General features: G+C 69.3%; 15 protein-coding genes and 2 tRNA genes. 6 read left to right on the top strand and 11 right to left on the bottom strand.

The genetic code is table 11. The annotated features are described in order from the left end of the window. Positions 1–19: 19 nt before the first annotated feature. The 3 genes from glxA to AQJ46_RS38500 form a co-directional block, all read right to left on the bottom strand. A complete protein-coding gene (gene glxA / locus AQJ46_RS38510; RefSeq protein WP_059210003.1) occupies positions 20–1,957 on the bottom strand; it encodes a radical copper oxidase GlxA in 1,938 nt (645 codons plus the stop codon). Continuing rightward, positions 1,954–3,963, bottom strand: coding sequence for a glycosyltransferase family 2 protein (locus tag AQJ46_RS38505; RefSeq protein ID WP_059210002.1), 2,010 nt, complete (start codon positions 3,961–3,963; stop codon positions 1,954–1,956). Before AQJ46_RS38505 ends, glxA begins: the two co-directional genes overlap by 4 nt. An 889-nt stretch (positions 3,964–4,852) precedes the next feature. Further along, positions 4,853–4,926: transfer RNA gene (locus AQJ46_RS38500), tRNA-Lys, on the bottom strand. 165 nt (positions 4,927–5,091) lie between these two features. Here AQJ46_RS38500 and AQJ46_RS38495 point away from each other — a divergent pair. The 5 genes from AQJ46_RS38495 to AQJ46_RS38475 all read left to right on the top strand — a co-directional run bounded on the left by AQJ46_RS38495 (position 5,092) and on the right by AQJ46_RS38475 (position 10,521). Further along, positions 5,092–6,426, top strand: a complete 1,335-nt coding sequence (locus AQJ46_RS38495; protein ID WP_059210001.1) for a peptidoglycan-binding protein — start codon at positions 5,092–5,094, stop codon at positions 6,424–6,426. 75 nt (positions 6,427–6,501) lie between these two features. Continuing rightward, entirely contained in the window at positions 6,502–7,611 is a 1,110-nt protein-coding gene (locus tag AQJ46_RS38490) for an SPFH domain-containing protein (protein ID WP_059210000.1), read from the top strand. 96 nt (positions 7,612–7,707) lie between these two features. Then, the gene (locus AQJ46_RS38485) at positions 7,708–8,313 is read left to right on the top strand and encodes a lytic polysaccharide monooxygenase auxiliary activity family 9 protein (RefSeq protein ID WP_059209999.1); all 606 of its coding nucleotides are present in this window, start codon (positions 7,708–7,710) and stop codon (positions 8,311–8,313) included. Positions 8,314–8,398: 85 nt separating this feature from the next. Then, complete coding sequence (locus AQJ46_RS38480; RefSeq protein WP_059209998.1) at positions 8,399–8,833, top strand: hypothetical protein; 435 nt, start codon at positions 8,399–8,401, stop codon at positions 8,831–8,833. A 41-nt stretch (positions 8,834–8,874) separates the two neighbouring features. Next, entirely contained in the window at positions 8,875–10,521 is a 1,647-nt protein-coding gene (locus AQJ46_RS38475) for a long-chain-fatty-acid--CoA ligase (protein WP_079072606.1), read from the top strand. Here the strand turns inward: AQJ46_RS38475 and AQJ46_RS38470 are convergent. From AQJ46_RS38470 to ehuB, 6 genes are all read right to left on the bottom strand, one after another. Beyond that, positions 10,487–10,560, bottom strand: a tRNA-Lys gene (locus AQJ46_RS38470). The genes AQJ46_RS38475 and AQJ46_RS38470 overlap by 35 nt on opposite strands. Positions 10,561–10,656: 96 nt before the next feature. After that, a complete protein-coding gene (locus AQJ46_RS38465) occupies positions 10,657–11,415 on the bottom strand; it encodes an IclR family transcriptional regulator (protein WP_059209997.1) in 759 nt (252 codons plus the stop codon). Between the two features lie 220 nt (positions 11,416–11,635). Further along, positions 11,636–12,412: an ectoine/hydroxyectoine ABC transporter ATP-binding protein EhuA gene (gene ehuA / locus AQJ46_RS38460; protein WP_059209996.1), complete on the bottom strand. Its 777-nt coding sequence runs from the start codon at positions 12,410–12,412 to the stop codon at positions 11,636–11,638. Positions 12,413–12,422: 10 nt separating this feature from the next. Continuing rightward, on the bottom strand, positions 12,423–13,073 hold the full coding sequence (gene ehuD, locus AQJ46_RS38455; RefSeq protein WP_057610923.1) for an ectoine/hydroxyectoine ABC transporter permease subunit EhuD: 651 nt from the start codon (positions 13,071–13,073) through the stop codon (positions 12,423–12,425). Continuing rightward, complete coding sequence (gene ehuC, locus AQJ46_RS38450) at positions 13,070–13,768, bottom strand: ectoine/hydroxyectoine ABC transporter permease subunit EhuC (protein ID WP_059209995.1); 699 nt, start codon at positions 13,766–13,768, stop codon at positions 13,070–13,072. Before ehuC ends, ehuD begins: the two co-directional genes overlap by 4 nt. Next, positions 13,765–14,670 (bottom strand): ectoine/hydroxyectoine ABC transporter substrate-binding protein EhuB, encoded by a 906-nt coding sequence (gene ehuB, locus AQJ46_RS38445; RefSeq protein WP_059209994.1) that lies wholly within the window; start codon positions 14,668–14,670, stop codon positions 13,765–13,767. Before ehuB ends, ehuC begins: the two co-directional genes overlap by 4 nt. Positions 14,671–14,767: 97 nt before the next feature. Here ehuB and AQJ46_RS38440 point away from each other — a divergent pair, with 97 nt between their 5' ends. After that, entirely contained in the window at positions 14,768–15,262 is a 495-nt protein-coding gene (locus AQJ46_RS38440; protein WP_059209993.1) for a DUF3830 family protein, read from the top strand. Here the strand turns inward: AQJ46_RS38440 and AQJ46_RS38435 are convergent. Next, positions 15,249–16,676 carry an amidase gene (locus AQJ46_RS38435; RefSeq protein ID WP_059209992.1) on the bottom strand — a complete coding sequence of 476 codons (1,428 nt, stop codon included), beginning with the start codon at positions 16,674–16,676 and terminating at the stop codon, positions 15,249–15,251. The two genes, AQJ46_RS38440 and AQJ46_RS38435, sit on opposite strands and share 14 nt — an antisense overlap. A gap of 18 nt (positions 16,677–16,694) precedes the next feature. After that, on the bottom strand, positions 16,695–17,642 hold the full coding sequence (locus AQJ46_RS38430) for a D-2-hydroxyacid dehydrogenase (protein ID WP_059209991.1): 948 nt from the start codon (positions 17,640–17,642) through the stop codon (positions 16,695–16,697). Positions 17,643–17,711: the final 69 nt, after the last annotated feature.

The following is a 17,711-nucleotide window of genomic DNA, read 5'->3' as shown; positions in this document are numbered from 1 at the left end:
GTGCGGGAGCGTCGCAGTGCTAAGGAACTCGCACCCACTGTGCCTTCGAGGGCGTCCCCTGATCGTCATCGACGAACACCATGTACCACCCCGACTGCACCAGATTCTTGTTCTCCGGCACCGTCACCTTCACCTTGTCCCCGGACACCGTGAACTTCAGCTCGATGGACCGCTGATCCACATCGGTCACATGAGTTGACGCGCTGGGCCGGATCAACCGCACCTTCTTGATCACAGAAGCCTGCGGAGAGGTGAACGTCCCGGAGGCACCCCGAGCGATCGTCTGTGGCCCCCCGGACAGCGACGGCCGGGAATCCCGGTACAGATAGGGCGGCGTATAGATCTCGATCCGCTGCTCGAAGACGCCCGGCTTCGTGTTCGCCTTGTCGCCGTACAGCGAGTCAGAACCGAAGAACATCACCCGCCCGTCCGGCAACAGCAGCGACCCGGAGTGGTAGTTGCGCCCCACGAGAGGATCGGCCACCGACTCGAACGTGTTCGTGTCCGGGTGGTACAGCCGGGCCTGAAGGATGTTGGAGTCACCGCGCCCGCGATAGTCCTCCGACCCCCCGGACACCAGCACGCTGTCGTCGGGAAGGATCGACGCCTGCGGATACCGCGTCCCCTTCTCCAGCGTCGGCCCGTCCACGAACTTCGGGCTGCCCGCCTTCATGTCCACGATCCGCGTCCGGTTGCTGGACAGCGCGGACTCACCGACCCCGCCGCCCCCGATCACCATGTACTTCTCGTCCTGCGCCGGCGGCAGCAGCACGGTCCCGGAGGTCTCCATCTCGTTGGCGTCGCTGAGCCCCGGGATCTTCGTGAACTTGTTGGTGTCCACGTCCCAGATGCCCGGGACCCGGCCCACGTTGTCCGGCCCGTACCCCGCGTTCGACCCCGAGTAGAAGACCTTGCCGTTCTGCATGAGGAACAGCGCCGGGTACGTCGGGAACTGACGGACCTTCGGCAGGTACGTCCACTTCTTGGTCTTCGGGTCGAAGACCTCGTTCTTGCCCGGCACCAGCTGCCCGATGTCGTCGAGCCCGGAGACACTGAGGATCTTCCCGTCGCTCAGGGTCGTGAGCGTCGGATACCAGCGGGCCTCCTTCATCGGGTCGACCTTGATGTACTTCTCGGCGACCGGGTCGAACTCGAAGGCGTCCCGGATCCCCTGGAAGTCCTTCTTGTCGAGCGCGAGCTTCTGCGCGATGCCGTAGGTGTTACGGGCATCGGTGCCGGTCAGACCCTGGATCCGGTAGTTGTCCTGGGTACCCGTCTCGTACTTGGCGCCGCTCTTCTGCGCCTCGACGTAGATACGCCCGAGGCCGGGGTCGTTGCGCAGGAACTTCCCGGTCTGCTTGTCGAAGACCTTCGTGGCCCGCTCCACGACGACCGGGTCCTTGGAGACGAAGGTCTTGCCGTTCTCCTTGCCGGTGAACTTGGTGCCCGCCGGCAGGGTGATCGGCTGGTCCGGGTTCTCGTTGTGGACGATCATCAGGCCGCCGGCCTTGGTGACGTCACCCTTGAGCTTCTCGTACCGCTTGGTGCCACCGGCGATCAGCAGATTGCCGTTCGCGAGCTGCGTGTGCCCCGTGCAGAACAGGTCGCTGGGGGTCGGCACTTTCTTGATCGTGCCCTTGACCGGGTCCCAGATCCGGGTGTCGAACTTCTTCGCGTCGAAGTTGTCCTGGTTGTTGCCCGAGCCCGCCACCAGCAGCACCTTCCCGGTGCGCAGCAGCGCCGCGTGGATGGTGTTCTGCCGGTACTTCTCCGGGAAGTCGAGGATCTCCCACTTGCCGTTCTCGGCTTTGTACTCGGGCTTGTTGATCTGGTACTGGTGGTATTTCTCCGTCCCGAAGCGGTACAGCCACGGGCCGTTCATCCCGGCCAGCGCGAGCACCACCGCCGTACCGATCGCGAGTCGACGGGCGCGGCGGCGGCCTGCACGGTCGTTCATTCCTTACGTCCCCCAAGTCCACCAAGGGCGATCTGCATGGTCTGGTCGTTGCCCCCGTCGCCTGCGGTGCCCGGGTTCGAGCCGGCGGCCCAGGTCGGCTTGTGGGCCGGGGCGTGCGGGGCCTGGGCCTGCTGGGCAGGCAGCGGCTGCGGCTGGTACTGCGCCGGGATCTGAGCCGGGACCACCGGACCCTGGGGCGCCTCGGCGGCCGTGGCGGGCTTCTTCTTCGCCTGTCGCAGCATGTGCCGCCAGGTGAAGATCGGTGTCGCGGTGATCAGCATGGCGAAGGTCGCCCAGATGATCATCGCGGGATGCGAGTGCCCGAGGGCGACACCGGCACCGATCGAGCCACCGAAGATCAGGATGAAGTACCAGTGGTAGCGGAAGGTCGCGAACCACCGGTCGGGGCTGGCCGAGTCGCCCTTGGGCGTCACCACGAACTTGCTCTTGCGCCGCAGCAGCGAGTCGACCAGCGCCTTCGCGTACAGCGGGGCGGACAGCGCCGACATCACCATGCCCGCGACCCCGCCGGAGCCCTCGGGCTCGTGCGGGGAGACGTTGTGGCGGCGGTTCCAGATGTACAGGCCGATCTGGAGCGCGGAGGCGTTGCCGTAGAGCATCAGCCACACGGTCGGGTCGATGTTCACACCCGAGGCGCCCAGGCCCAGGAACAGCGCGCAGCTCAGGGCTGCGAGGATCCAGTTCAGGGCGGACATCGGGTAGAAGATGATCATCATCGTGTAGTTGAAGAGCTTGCTCGGCGGCAGCGAGTACCAGCCCTTCCAGTACTGCTTGAGGATCGTCTCGTACGTCCCTCGCGACCAGCGCATCTGCTGGGTGAAGAAGTCGGTCCAGGCGCTGGGGCCCTCGCCGACCGCGAGGACGTCCGGGGTGTAGACCGAGCGCCACTTCCTGCCGGTGGCCGGGTTCTTGGCGCGGTGGATCTCGAAGCCGGTGGCCATGTCCTCGGTGATCGAGTCGTACAGCCCGCCGATCTGCTTCAGCGCCTTGATCCGTACGGCGTTGGAGGTGCCCACGAACATCGGGGCGCCGTACTTGTTGCCGGCGCGCTGGATCAGCGCGTGGAAGAGGAACTGCTGGGACTCGGCTGCCTTGGTGACGAAGTTGTCGTAGTTGCCGTAGACCTGCGGGCCGATCACGAAGCCGATGTCCGGGTCGCGGAAGTAGCCGAGCATCCGCTCCAGGTAGTTGGGCAGCGGCACGTGGTCGGTGTCCACGGAGGCGAAGTAGTCGTACTGGTCGCCGTGCGCGTCCAGCCAGGCGTTGTAGTTGCCGTGCTTGGTCTTGGCGCGGTGCGGGCCCTTGGGTCGGTTCCACTTCTCGACGCCCTTGCGGGAGAAGTGGTGCACGCCGAGCCGGGCGCACACTTCCTTGACCGCCGGGTCGTCGCCCTCGTCCAGGAGCCAGACATGCATGAGGCCGCGGTGGCGGATCCTCACCGCGGCTTCCAGGGTCTTCGTCACCATCTCCAGCGGCTCCTTGCCGGGCACGAAGGAGGTGAGGAAGGCGACTCTGGTGCCGGTCTCGGGAACCACCGGGATCGGGTCGCGGGCGACCAGGGTGGCGTGCGCGTTGGACAGGACGTTCATGCAGCGGAAGAACTCGATCAGGCCGATCGAGACCAGCATGACGATGTCCAGTGCCGGCAGCCAGGAGAAGGCCGGGTAGTCCCGCTCGGTCCAGTGCTCGGGCTGCAGCAGCCAGGCCAGCAGGACCAGCGAGAGCAGCGGCGCGGCGGCGAGCATCAGGGCGACCCGGATGCGGTGCGGCTCCTGAGAGATCAGCGAGCGGTACTGCACCTTGTAGGGCTGGCCCGGGTCGGGCTGCGTGAGGGGACCGGCGAGTCTGCTGTAGTGCTCGTAGTCGTACTTCGGAAGCGTCTTCTTTATCCGGCGCAGTGTGCCGGTCCGATGCGAAGGCAGCCTGAGCTGAGTGGTGTCGGACGGGTCGAAGTTCTGCCGGGCGCCCGTCGGCGTCGACGTCATGAGTCATCCCCCCACACGCGGACGAGCCGCGTGTCGTCGTTTCCTTGCGTCTGCTCTGGTCCCCCTCGACCTTCACAGACGTATCAGTGGTGGGCCGCAGTCACCACAATCTTCATAGCATTAGACAGGTAACAGCGGCCTTCCGGTTGCAGACGCCCCCCTCGGCATCCTCCGAAGCGGGGCCCCTTTCCCCGCAACTCCGGCAACCGGATCCTTGCCCCCCAACTGCCGCGTATCCGCAGCATCTTGAAGAACCAGGGTTCTACGGTGCTCATCATGATCGCAAGATGCGAAACGCGGTGTTTACCGGTCATACGCGTTCAATGGGGCGCCTGTCATACAAGTCGGCCCCCCGGTTTCGTGGGAGGCCTTCAATCGTCGGTGCGCCGCCAGGGACTCGAACCCCGGACCCGCTGATGCTGTGTCTTCCCTGGGGCGACCCCCGGACCGTCGGCCGCCGCTGCATGACCGCCTGGTCGCGCCTGTGTGCCGGAGTCGCTCGTTTCAACGTTGAAGGCCCCCCACTCTCGCGGGGGGCCTTCAACCGTCTGTGCGCCGCCAGGGACTCGAACCCCGGACCCGCTGATGCTGTGTCTTCCCGGGGGCGACCCCCGGACCCCCGGCCGCCGCTGCATGACCGCCTGGTCGCGCCTGTGTGCCGGAGTCGCTCGTTTCAACATTGAAGGCCCCCCCGGTTTCGTGGGAGGCCTTCAATCGTCGGTGCGCCGCCAGGGACTCGAACCCCGGACCCGCTGATGCTGTGTCTTCCCGGGGGTGACCCCCGGACCCCCGGCCGCCGCTGCCGTCCCCCTGGTCGCGCCTGTGTGCCGGAGTCGCTCGTTTCAACGTTGAAGGCCCCCCACTCTCGCGGGAGGCCTTCAACCGTCTGTGCGCCGCCAGGGACTCGAACCCCGGACCCGCTGATTAAGAGTCAGCTGCTCTAACCAACTGAGCTAGCGGCGCCTGCTGACCTGCACGACTCTACCGGATGCCGGTGGGTGCTCCGGAACGCTCCCGAGGGTGCCGTACATCATTCGGACCGTCAGCATGCGCGTCCGGGCGTCAGTTGAGAAACTGGCGAATGTGCATAGTTGCGGACATATCTACCTGGAGGGTGAGGGGCGTCGCATGGAGACTCCGGTATTCGAGGAAATCGATCCCGCGAGCGACTGCGACTGCCCCGGCTGCGTCCACTGGCGTCGCGTTCTCCCGCGATCGACCGGAGGTCACCCCGCGGCCGCCCGAGTCGTGATCCTGGCCACCGCCGCCGCGGCCTCCACCGCCTTCGGCGCGGTCCACGCGGCCCCGGCCTTCGCCGCCCCCCAAGCCCCCGCCCGTCCCGGCGCCCCCGGCATCCCCGCGGGCGACGAACCCGACACCCCGCAGGGCCGCAAGGCCCCGCTGCACGGCCCCGGCGGCGGGCCGGTGGTCGCCAAGGCGCCGACCATCACCCGCGCCGACATCATCAGACGGGCCAAACAGTGGGTCGCCGCGAAGGTGCCGTACAGCATGTCCGAGTACTGGAGCGACGGCTACCGCCAGGACTGCTCGGGCTTCGTGTCCATGGCCTGGAACCTCCCGGCCAACGAGTGGACCGGCAGCCTCGGCAAGTACGGGATCAAGATCGCCAAGGACGACCTGCAGCCCGGCGACATCCTGCTCTTCCACAACCCGGACAACCCCGAGCAGGGCTCCCACGTCGTCATCTTCGGCGGCTGGACGGACCTTACGCGCACCTACTACGTCGCCTACGAGGAGACCCGTCCGCACGCCCGCGAGCAGGCCACCCCGTACGCCTACTGGAGCAACTCGGACCGGTACGTCGCCTACCGGTACAAGGACCTCGCGGGCGGCACCACGGACACCGGGACGGATCCCACCGCGACCGACAACGCCAAGCCGGGCTCACCGGCCGTGACGTCCTACCCGGGGAGTGCCTACTTCGGGCCCGGGGCCAACAACAAGTACGTCACCCAGCTCGGCCGGATGCTCGTCGCGCGCGGCGCCGGGCGCTACTACACCTCCGGCCCCGGCCCCCGCTGGACGGACGCGGACCGCAGGGCCACTCAGGCGTTCCAGCAGGCGCAGGGGTGGCGGGGCAAGGACGCGGGCGGGCTGCCCGGGGCGCCGACCTGGACGCTGCTGGTGACGGGCGGCGGCAAGGACATCGGGGCGGGCGGTGGGACGGGGACGGCGGGCCCGTCCACACCCTCCTCCCACGGGGTCACCGGCTACCCGGGGCGCGCGATGTTCCGCCCCGGCGCGACCAACGAGTACGTCACCCAGCTCGGCGGACAGCTGGTGAAGAAAGGGTTCGGCAAGTACTACACGACCGGGCCGGGTCCGCGCTGGGGCGAGCCGGACCGGCGGGGCGTCGAGGCCTTCCAGCGTGCCCAGGGCTGGCGGGGCGGCGCGGCGGACGGCTACCCGGGGCCGGAGACCTGGCGGCGGCTCTTCTCGTAGTCACCCGGCGCGTCGTCATCACCTGGCGCGTCATCACCTTTTGTGACGCATCTGGCGCGGAGGCTGGAGGCACTCATGAGCACGACCACTTCACACACCCCCGAGTCCGAGGGGCCGTCACGGCCCGCCCGGCTCATCCAGAACGAGGCGACCACCGAGATCCCCGTCCATCTGCTCTTCCGTGACGACCCGGACCCGGTGTCGGTCCCGCTGAGGCCCGCGGTGGTGGCACGCCGGCAGGGCACCGGTGAGCAGCCCCGCCTGCGCAGAACCGGTCAGGTCACCCCGCGCCCCGCCCCCGACGTCGACCCCGAGCTGGCCGAGCGCCCCGCGCGAGTGCTGCCGGGCTCGGCGGGCGTCCTGGCCGGCGCCTGCGGACTGGCCGGGTGCGCGATCACTTCGTGGTGGGCGGGGCTGCTGCCGCCGCTCGCCCTGGAGGCTCTCAGGGTCCCGGAGTTCGCGGGCGGGGTCCTCGGCCCGGCGCAGTGGGCGGCGTACGCCGGAGCCGGTGCCCTCGGCCTGTTCGGTTTCGGCGGACTGGCCCGCGGCCGTACCGGAGGTGCCTGGGTGCTCGGGCTGTTCGGCCGCTACCGGGGGACCGTCCGGCGCACCGGCCTGATGTGGGTCAACCCGCTGCTGCTGCGCCGCCGGGTCGACGTACGGCTGCGGCACTGGCGCGGCGAGCCGATGCCGGCCGCCGACGCGAGCGGGGTCGCGCTCCGGGTCGTCGTCCTCGTGGTGTGGCGGGTGCGGGACACCGCGCGGGCCACGCTGGGCGTCGACGACCACGAGACGTTTCTGCGCGAGTGCGTCGAGGCCGCGCTCGCCCGGGTCCCGGTGGAGGCGCCGGGCTCCGGCCGCGGCTCGGTCGACGCGGCGGGGGAGGCGCTGACCCGGCTGGTGGCCGCGGAGACCGCGCCCGTCGGCGTCGAGGTTTTCTCGGTCCAGCCGCTGCGCGTCGAGTACGCCCCCGAGGTCGCCGCGGCGATGCACCGCCGCCGGATCGCCGCGCTGGACGCCCAGCACCGGGCCACGATGCTCACCTCGGTCGTGGACTCGGTGGAGGACACGGTGACCCGGCTGACCATGCGGGGCCTGGTGGAACTGGACGACTACGAACGCAAGGCGCTGGTGAAGGACTTGACGGTGGCGTTCTGCGCGGGACGCGCAGAACAGGGCGGGTGATTGGTATGGACATGGTCAACGCACGGTAATAATCTGGGACTTGGTCTAGACCTGCAAGCTCACTGAACTTCCCCCACGTTCTCCAGGAGCGGCAGCATGCGCAAAAAGACCAAGTGGTACGCCGCCGTGGTGGGCCTCGCCACCACCGGAGCCGTCGTGCTCTCCTCCGGCGGTGCCAGCAGCCACGGCTACACCGACCTCCCCATCAGCAGGCAGAAGCTCTGCCAGAACGGCACGGTGGCGAACTGCGGCTCGATCCAGTGGGAGCCACAGAGCGTCGAGGGCCCGAAGGGCTTCCCGGCCTCAGGCCCCGCCGACGGGCAGATATGCAACGCCGGCCTGAGCCAGTTCAGCCAGCTCAGCGCGCCGAAGACCCCGTCGGGCAGCGTCTGGCCGACGACCAAGGTGACGGGCGGCCAGAGCTACACCTTCCGCTGGCAGTTCACCGCCATGCACGCCACGACCGACTTCAAGTACTACGTCACCAAGGCGGGCTGGAACCCGAACCACAACCTGGCCCGTTCCGACCTCAACCTCACCCCGTTCCTGACCGTCCCCTACAACGGCCAGCGGCCCCCCTCGACCCTCTCCCACAGCGGCACCCTGCCGTCCGGGCTCAGCGGACGGCATGTGATCGTCGCGGTGTGGACGATCGCCGACACGACGAACGCGTTCTACGCCTGCTCGGACGTCACGTTCTGAGCATCGCTTGAGACAGTCCAGGTGTCCCCCGGGGTACGTTCCCCACACGATCACGCGATCGGTGCCTGACCTCGGGGGATCTGTCATGGACGCCTTCTTCTACATCATTCCCGGCCAGATCATGGCCGTGGTCCTCCTCGCCGCGTACGTCGTGGTGCGGCGCTGGCTGCGGATGCGCAGCGCCTGGCGGAGCGGGCTGACCGCCGAGGGGCGGTGCCTGCGGGTGTACGCGACGGCGCACGGGGGCGGCGACACCCGGGTGCGTACCGCGCTGCGCCATGTGTACGAGTTCAGGGCCCGTGACGGCCGGGTCGTCCGTTTCGAGGAGGAGGGCGGTCCGGGGACGATACTCGAGGGCGACATCGTCACCGTCCACTACGCCGACGGCCCGGACGTCGTGGCGACGGCCCGCCCCGGCCGTGGCGGGCACGGGTGCGCTGCCTGCGCGGTGCTCGCCCTCGTCGGCGTGGTCGTGCTGGTCTGCGTGGTCTTCATGGTCGCCGTCAGCGCGCTGTCCTAGGCCCTCCACATCTGACGGTGCGTCAACTACCGTACGCCTCCATGGACTCCAGGAGGCGTACGGTCGCGGAGCTCGTCGCCGGCCGGTGGGGCGACCACCGGCCCGGGCTGTGGTTCGAGGGGCGGGTGCTCACCCACCATGAGGTCGCCGTCGGCGCCGCCGCCCGGGCGGCGCTGCTCACCGACCTGCTGCCGGGCCCCGGGGCCCACATCGGTGTGCTGCTCGACAACACCCCCGAGTACCCGCTGTGGCTGAGCGCCGCCGCGCTCGCCCGTACCGCCGTCGCCGGCATCAACCCCACCCGCCGGGGACTCGAACTGGCCCGCGACATCCTGCACACCGAGTGCCGCCTGTTGATCACGGAGGCGTCCCACCTGCCGTTGCTGAGGGGCCTCGACCTCCCCGGCGTCCGTCTGCTGGTGACCGGCACCGAGGAGTACGACGCCCTGCTCGCGCCCTACGCCGACGCCGAACCCGACGCCTCCCGCGCCGCCCCCGACGACCGGCTCCTCCTCTACTTCACCTCCGGCTCGACCGGCGCGCCCAAGGCCGCGCTCTGCTCCCAGGGCCGCCTGGCCGCGGCGGGGAGCTCGCTGGCCGACCAGTTCCGGCTCGGTCCCGACGGGGTGCACTACCTCTGCATGCCGATGTTCCACGGCAACGCGGTGATCGCCGACTGGGCGCCCGCGCTGGCGAGCGGGGCGGGGGTGGCGCTGAGGCGGCGGTTCTCGGCGTCGGGGTTCCTGGTGGACGTACGCGCGTACGGGGCGACGTACTTCACCTATGTCGGCCGGGCGATCCAGTACGTCCTGGCCACCGAGCCCCGCGAGGACGACCGGGACAACCCGCTGCGGCTCGGTTTCGGCACCGAGGCGGGGGCGGTGGACGCGGCGGCCTTCGAGCGGCGGTTCGGGGTGCGGCTGGTCGAGGGGTACGGGTCCTCCGAGGGCGGCGCGGCGATCCAATGGGCGCCCGGCACGCCGGTGGGCGCGGTCGGGCGGGCGGGGCCGGGGCTCGTCGTACTCGATCAGGAGACGGGGCAGGAGTGTCCCCCCGCACGATTCGACACGGCGGGGCGGCTGCTGAACGGGGACGAGGCGATAGGTGAGCTGGTGAACCGGGCGCCGAACCCCTTCGAGGGGTACTGGCGCAACGCGGAGGCGGAGGCCGAGCGGCGCCGGGGCGGCTGGTACTGGACCGGTGACCTCTTCTACCGGGACGCCGACGGCTATCTGTACTTCGCGGGCCGCACCGACGACCGGCTGCGCGTCGACAGCGAGAACCTGGCCGCCGCGATGATCGAGAACATCCTCGCGCGCTACGAGGGGGCGGTGGCCGTCGCCGTGTACGCGGTGCCGGATCCGGTGACCGGGGACCAGGTGATGGCGACCCTCGCGGGGACCTTCGATCCGGAGGCCTTCGTGGACTTCCTGGAAGCCCAGCCCGATCTCGGGACGAAGATGGCGCCCCGGTTCGTGAGGGTGGTGGAGCGGATGCCGGTCACCGCCACGAACAAGATCCACCGGGCGCGGCTCAGGAAAGAGGGCGTGCGGTGCGCGGACCCGGTGTGGTGGCGGCCGCCGGGGACGCGGACGTACCGGAGACTGGGAAACCTCGAAGGGCCCCTCGCTCCCACGAGAGGCCCTTCATCGGTGCGCCGCCAGGGACTCGAACCCCGGACCCGCTGATTAAGAGTCAGCTGCTCTAACCAACTGAGCTAGCGGCGCATGACTCTCGCCCTCCGCCTTCGGCGGCTGGCGACAGAGAAAATACTACCCGGTCTCAGGGGGTGCTTCCGACCACGCTCGAGTGGACCCACCCACCTAGATCGCCAGTGACAGGAGGACCGGTGCAGCCCCCCTGTTCAAGCGGTCCGTCGCCTGGCGGAGCCGATGCGCCTGGTCGAGCGGCAAGGACAGCGCAAGGCATCCCACCGACGACCCCGCGGTGATCGGCACCGCCGCGCACACCGTGCCCACCGCGTACTCCTGGAGGTCGAGATGGGGGACCGTGGGCGGCTGGGACTCCAGGCGGGAGAGCAGCAGCTTGTCGTTGGTGATGGTCCTCGAGGTGAGCCGGGTCATGCGGTGCCGGGAGAGGTGGTCGCGGCGGCCGTTGTGGTCGAGCTGGCTGAGCAGGCTCTTGCCGAGGGCGGTGGCGTGGGCGGAGGAGCGGAAGTCCACCCACTCGTTGACCGCCGGGGTCGCGGGACCGTCGGCGTACTGGGCGATGGTGACCTCGCCGTCGACGTACCGGCTGATGTAGACGGCCGCGCCGATCGAGTCGCGCAGTTCGTCGAGGGTGTGCTGGAGCTTGTCGCGCAGGGCCTCGTCACGGTCGTGCGAGGAGCTCAGCCTGGTCAGGGCGGCTCCCGTCACATACGCGCCGTCGGCGACCTGCTCGACGTACCCCTCGCGGCGCAGCATCCTCAGGAGGGTGGTCAGCCGCTCCGGGTCGAGGCCGGTGGTACGGGCGAGTTCGACGTCGGTGACTCCGGCGGTGTGCCGCGCCACTGTCTCCAGGACGCGCAGCGCGTCCTGGGCCGAGTGGTACGGCGCGGTCGGTTCGTGCTTCAGCGCCACGGTTTTCCCCCTGCGCTCGCTCGGTCGCACTACTACTGGGCCGTAATCCAGACAGCGATCCCCTCCACGATAACCGGCAAAAGGCTTGTAGTGAGCGGCTGTTGACGAGATTCCGTCCCCGGGCCGTGCCTCTCAGCAGGGACGCTGACACTCTGGCATATGCCAGAGACATGACCCGGGTCCGGGACCTCGAAGGTTGAACGCTGTTCATCTCTTGGCGTCAGAGAACCGCGCTGAGAAATTCCCGGGTGCGGTCCTGCTCGGGGTCGCTGAAGATCTTCTCCGGCGCGCCCGACTCGATGATCCGGCCCGAGTCGAACATCAGGACCTGGTCGGAGATGTCCCGGGCGAAGTTCATCTCGTGGGTCACACAGAGCATCGTGATGTCGGTGGTGCGGGCGATGTCCCGCAGCACGTCGAGGACGCCGGCGACCAGCTCCGGGTCGAGCGCCGAGGTCACCTCGTCGAGCAGCAGCACCCGTGGCCGCATGGCCAGTGCCCGCGCGATCGCCACCCGCTGCTGCTGGCCGCCGGAGAGCTGGGTCGGCCGGGCGTCGGCCTTGTCGGCGAGGCCCACCAGGTCGAGCAGCTCACGCGCGCGTGCCTCCGCCTCGTCCTTGGACATGCCGAGCACGGTGACGGGCGCCTCGGTGATGTTGCGCAGGACCGTCATGTTCGGGAACAGGTTGAACTGCTGGAAGACCATCCCGATCTTCTTGCGCACCTCGCGCAGCTGCTTCTCCGGCGCCGGGAACATGGTCTGGCCGTCGACCGTGACCGTGCCCTCGTCGGGCTTGGTCAGCGTCATCAGCATCCGCAGGATCGTGGTCTTGCCGGACCCGGAGGGGCCGATCAGCGTCACGTGCTTGCCGGAGTCGACGGAGAAGTTCAGCCGGTCCAGGACGGTGTTCGACCCGAAGCGCTTGGTCACGTTCTCGAAGCGGATCAGCTCGCTGCCGTCCACCGGCGGGTTGGCGCCTGCGTCGGGTTCTTTCATCAGGGGAGTGTCAGCGGACAAGACGTCGCTCCAGGGATCGCAGAAGAAGGGAGGCCAGATAGGAGATGACGATGAAGGCCACACCGATCACGGTCAGCGGCTCGGTGAACTGGAAGTGCTCCTGGGCGAACAGCCGTGCCTCGCCGAGCATCTCCAGGACCGTGATGACCATCAGCATCGGTGTGTCCTTGAGCATCGAGATCACGTAGTTGCCGAGAGCCGGCACGACCCGGCGGATCGCCTGCGGCAGGATCACCACCTGCCAGGTCCGCACGCGTGGCAGGTTCAGCGCCGTCGCCGCCTCCCACTGGCCGGTCGGCACCGCCTCGATACCGGCCCGGTAGACCTGCATGGTGTACGTCGAGTAGTGCAGCCCGATCCCGATGACACCGGTGGCCAGTGCCGAGAGGGTCACGCCCCACTCGGGCAGCACATAGAACAGGAAGAACAGCTGGACCAGCAGCGGGGTGTTGCGCACGAACTCCGTGACCACCCCGACCGGCCAGCGTACGAACCGCGAGGGCGCACGCATCAGCAGCGCCCACACCAGGCCGAGCGCGAAGGAGATCAGCGAGCCGAGCGCGAGGGCCTGCAGGGTGACCAGCAGCCCGTCCCAGAACTGCGGCATGAAGTCGCTGACGGCACTCCAGTCCCATGTCATCCGACACTCCCTCCGACCGGCTGGGGCACCTGGACCTCACGCGTGGGCTCCTTGCCGACCCCCGCCTTGAGCTTCTTCTCGAGGCCGCGCATCAACCGGGTGAACAGGAAGGCGATCACGAAGTAGATGAGCAGCAGATACGTGTAGATCCCGGCACTCTCCTGGAGCGCGAGCCGCACCAGGTTGCCGCTGAACGCCAGATCTCCCATGCCCATCACGGACACCAGCGCGGTGCCCTTGAGCAGTTCGATCAGCAGGTTGGAGAACGGCGGGATCATCTCCGGCACCGCCTGCGGCAGCAGGATCAGCCGCAGGCGCTGCCAGGGCGTGAAGCTCAGCGCGATCCCGCCCTCCTGCTGGGCCGGGTCGACCGCCTTGAGCGCCCCGCGCACGATCTCGGAGCCGTAGGCCCCGTAGGTCAGTCCGAGTGCGAGCGTGCCCGCCCACATCGGCACCAGCTGCCAGCCGAAGGCCGGGGGCAGCACGAAGAACACCCAGAAGATCATCACCAGCGCCGAGGTCCCGCGGAACACCTCGGTGTAGAAGCCCGCCAGGAAGCGGACGATCCACAGCCGGTGGGTGCGCAGGACGCCGACCACGAAGGACACGGCGGCCGCGAGGATCGCGCTGAAGAACAGCAGCTGGACCGTCGTCCAGATGCCCTTGAGTACCAGTTCCCAGAGTCCGGAGGTCATCCGCCGCAGAGCTCCTTCGCGGTCAGGTCCGTCATCTCGGCCTGCGTGAACCCGAAGGGCTTGAGGACCCGGAACAGCTCCCCGCTCTTCTTCAGCTTCCGCAGCTCGGCGTTGAAGGCGTCCCGCAGGTTCGTCTCGGTCCGGCGGAACGCGAAGGCGCCCCCGTCGACGTGCGGTTTGCCGCCGACGGTCGGGGTGAAGGCCTTGGTGGCCTCCGCCTTGGCCGATTTCTTCACCACCTCGCGGGTGGTGAGCGCGGTCCCGGCGAACACGTCGACGCGTCCCGCCTCCACCGCGTTCAGCCCCGCGACCTGGTCCGGCACGATCAGGATGTCGCTTTCCTTGTAACCCGCCTCGACGGCGTACCCGATCTCCGCGTAGCCGGTCCCGGTGGCGAACTTCGCCTTCTTCGTGACGACGTCCTTGTAGTTGTGAAGACCTTTGGGATTTCCCTTGCGCACGATGAAGGAATCGAGCATCTGATAGTCGGGATCTGCGAAGATCACCTGTTCGCAGCGTTCCGGTGTGACGTACATCCCGGCCGCCACGACATCGAACTGCTGAGAATTCAGCCCGGGAATGAGCGAGCCGAACTCGGTGGGCACGGGCTGCACCTTGTCCACCCCGAGCCGCTTGAATATGACCCTCGCGAGTTCTGGTGCCTCGCCGGTCAGGTCGCCGTTCTTGTCGATGTATCCGAACGGGATCTCGCCCGCGATTCCCAGCCGTACGACACCTGCCGCCCTGAGCCGGTCGAGCAGTTCACCGCCTCCCTTGGTCGAGGCGGTGGCCACGCGGGAGCAGCCCGCGGCGCCCAGGGCACCGAGCGCCGCCACCCCCGCGAGCAGCGACCGGCGGGTGGTCCCGGATATGTGTTCGCCATGTTCCAGTGGTGGAGCCATGGCGGCGCGGCTACCCGACCGGATGCGACTTATGCAGATCGATTTGAGCCCCGTTCCGGACCGAGGCCCTCTTGACCGGCGGGGGACCATGGAATGCATGGCTGACCGCTACATCGAAGTCTCGCTGGTCAAGCGGGGAATCACCGCCACGGCAAAGCTCCTGGACGATCGGGCGCCGATCACCTGCGCGGCCGTATGGGATGCCCTGCCGCTCGCCGGTGACGTCTACCACGCGAAGTACGCACGCAACGAGATCTACGCGCTTTTCCCGCCTTTCGCAGAATCGGAACCACCCCTGGAAAATCCGACAGTTACCCCGATTCCCGGAGATCTCTGTTATTTCTCCTTCGCGGGCGCCGAGCTCGGCACCAAGTCCTACGGCTACGACCGTGAGGTCCGCGCGGGCACGACCGTCGTCGACCTGGCACTGTTCTACGAACGCAACAACCTGCTCCTGAACGCCGATGTGGGCTGGGTGCCGGGGATCGTCTGGGGGCAGGTGGTGGACGGGCTGGACGCCCTGGCCGAGGGCTGCAACGACCTCTGGCGCGCGGGCGCCCTCGGCGAGAGCCTCCGGTTCAGCCGGGCGTGACGCTCCTCGCGCGGGCCGGGGCGGGTGGCCGGATACCCGCGGTTTCCGCCTCGTAGAGTGCGTGCGCCGCTCGCAGCACCAGGTCGTCCCGGTGCCGGGCCGCCACGATCTGCAACCCCACCGGCAGCCCGTCGGCGTCGGTCCCCACCGGGACGGACGCGGCGGGCTGCTGGGTCATGTTGAAGGGGTACGTGAAGGGCGTCCACCCCGTCCAGCGGTGGTGCCCGGAGCCCTTCGGGACCTCCGTGCCCGCCTCGAACGCGGTGATCGGAAGGGCCGGGGTGACCAACAGGTCGTAGGAGTCGTGGAAGCGGCCCATCCGGCGCCCGAGCTCCATCCGGACGTCCACCGCGGCGAGGTAGTCGAGCGCGCTCATGCGCGACCCGAGACCGCAGATCGCCCGGAGCCCCGGATCCAGCACCTCCCGCTGGTGCGGCCCGAGATGCTGGGTCACCCGGGCCGCCCCGCTGAACCACAGGGTGTGGAAGGCGTCCACCGGGTCGGCGAAGTCGGGATCGGTCTCGGTGACGTACGCGCCGAGTCCGGCCAGGCGCTCCACGGCCCGCCGTACCGCCGCGGCGACCGCGGGCTGGACGGCCACCTGGCCGCCGAGGGACGGTGAGTACGCGACCCGCAGCCCGCGCACCCGGCCCGACAGGGCCGCCGTGAACGGGCCGGCCGCCGGGCCCAGCGCCGACCAGTCACGGGAGTCCGGCACCCCGATGACGTCGAGGAGCAGTGCCGCGTCGGCCGCGTCGCGGGTCATCGGGCCCACGTGGGCGAGGGTGCCGAAGGCGCTCGCCGGGTACAGCGGCACGCGGCCGTACGTCGGTTTGAGGGCGAAGATCCCGCAGAACGCGGCCGGGATACGGACGCTGCCCCCGCCGTCCGTGCCGAGCGCGAGCGGCCCCGCGCCAAGCGCCACGGCCGCCGCGGCGCCCCCGCTGGAGCCGCCCGCGGTGCGCGTCGGGTCGTAGGGATTGCGCGTCACGCCCGACAGCGGCGAGTCCGTGACGCCCTTCCAGCCGAACTCGGGGGTCGTGGTCTTGCCGAGGAAGACCGCGCCCTGCTCGCGCAGCCGGGCGACGGACGGCGCGTCCTCGTCCCAGCTGCCGCTCTCCGGGATCGTCCTGGAGCCCTTCAGGGTCGGGGCGCCGCGCAGCAGCAGGATGTCCTTCACCGTGACCGGGACGCCGTCCACCGCGCCGGACGGCTCCCCCCGTCGCCAGCGGTCGGCCGAGGCGCGGGCCTGCGCCAGGGCCTCCTCGCCGGTCAGGCGCACGAACGCGTTCACCTCCGGCTGGATCCGTTCGGCCCGGTCGAGAGCCGCCCGGGTCGCCTCCACTGGGCTGAACTCGCCCTTGCGGTAGCCCTCCACGAGTTGTACGGCGGTCAGTTCGGTGAGGTCCTGCATGTGCCCCTCCGCTCACGTTCAGTGCCCTGGCACGTACCCGCGTTGCTTGTCGACCACGTTCGCCAGTGATCTGCCCGCCTCCCAGCGGTCGTACAACTGCAGGAACTGCGCGCCGAGTTCATCGCGCCAGCCGACCGTGTCGCCGCTCATGTGCGGGGACACGATCAGGCCCGGCACCTGCCACAACGGACTGTCGGGCGGCAGCGGTTCGGTGTCGAACACATCGAGGGCGGCCCCGGCGATCCACCGCTTGGACACCGCCTCCACCAGCGCGTCCTCGACGACCAGCTGACCCCGGCCGATGTTGATGAACCGCGCGGAGGGCTGCATCATCCCGAAGCGGCGGGCGTCGAACATGCCGTGCGTGTCCTCGGTGAGCGGGGCGGCCGCGATCACCCAGTCGGCGCGGGCCATCAGACGGTCGAGGTCGTCGGGGCCGTGGATCCCGGTGCGGGAACGGCGGCCGACGAGGGCCGTGGTGATGCCGAGCGCCTTGAGGGTGCTCACGATCGCCCGCCCGATGGGCCCGGAACCGACCACACAGGCACGGGTCCCGGCCACCCGCTGGGACTCCCGGTGCCGCCACACGCCCTCCCGCTGCAGTTCCAGGGTCCGGGGCAGGTCCTTCGCCATCGTCAGGACCAGCGCGGCGACGTACTCGGCGATCGGCTGGTCGAAGACCCCGCGGGCGTTGGTCACCACCGTGTCGGAGACGGCGAGTTCGGGGCACATCAGATGGTCCACGCCCGCGCTCGCCGTGTGCACCCAGCGCGGCCGCGGGCCCTCGCCCGGCCATGCGTCACGCACCGCGGTCGAGGTGAAGTCCCAGACCAGCAGCACGTCGGCGGACGGCAGCCGCTCGGCGAGTGTGGTCGCGTCCGCGTGCTCGATCCGGGCCCGGCCGGTGAGCTTTCCGAGCCGGGGCAGGGGGTCGGCGTCAAGGACGAGAAGGGTGGGGACGGACATCGAGGCACCGTTTCTACGGATTATCGCGAGCGCTGCCGGGCGTCTGACATGGGCGGAAACGCCGGCGGT

The sequence above is a fragment of the Streptomyces canus genome, from assembly GCF_001514145.1.
Taxonomy (GTDB): Bacteria; Actinomycetota; Actinomycetes; order Streptomycetales; family Streptomycetaceae; genus Streptomyces; species Streptomyces canus.
The sequence above is the reverse complement of the archived record's forward strand: the minus strand, read 5'-3'. Positions and strand labels throughout refer to the sequence as shown.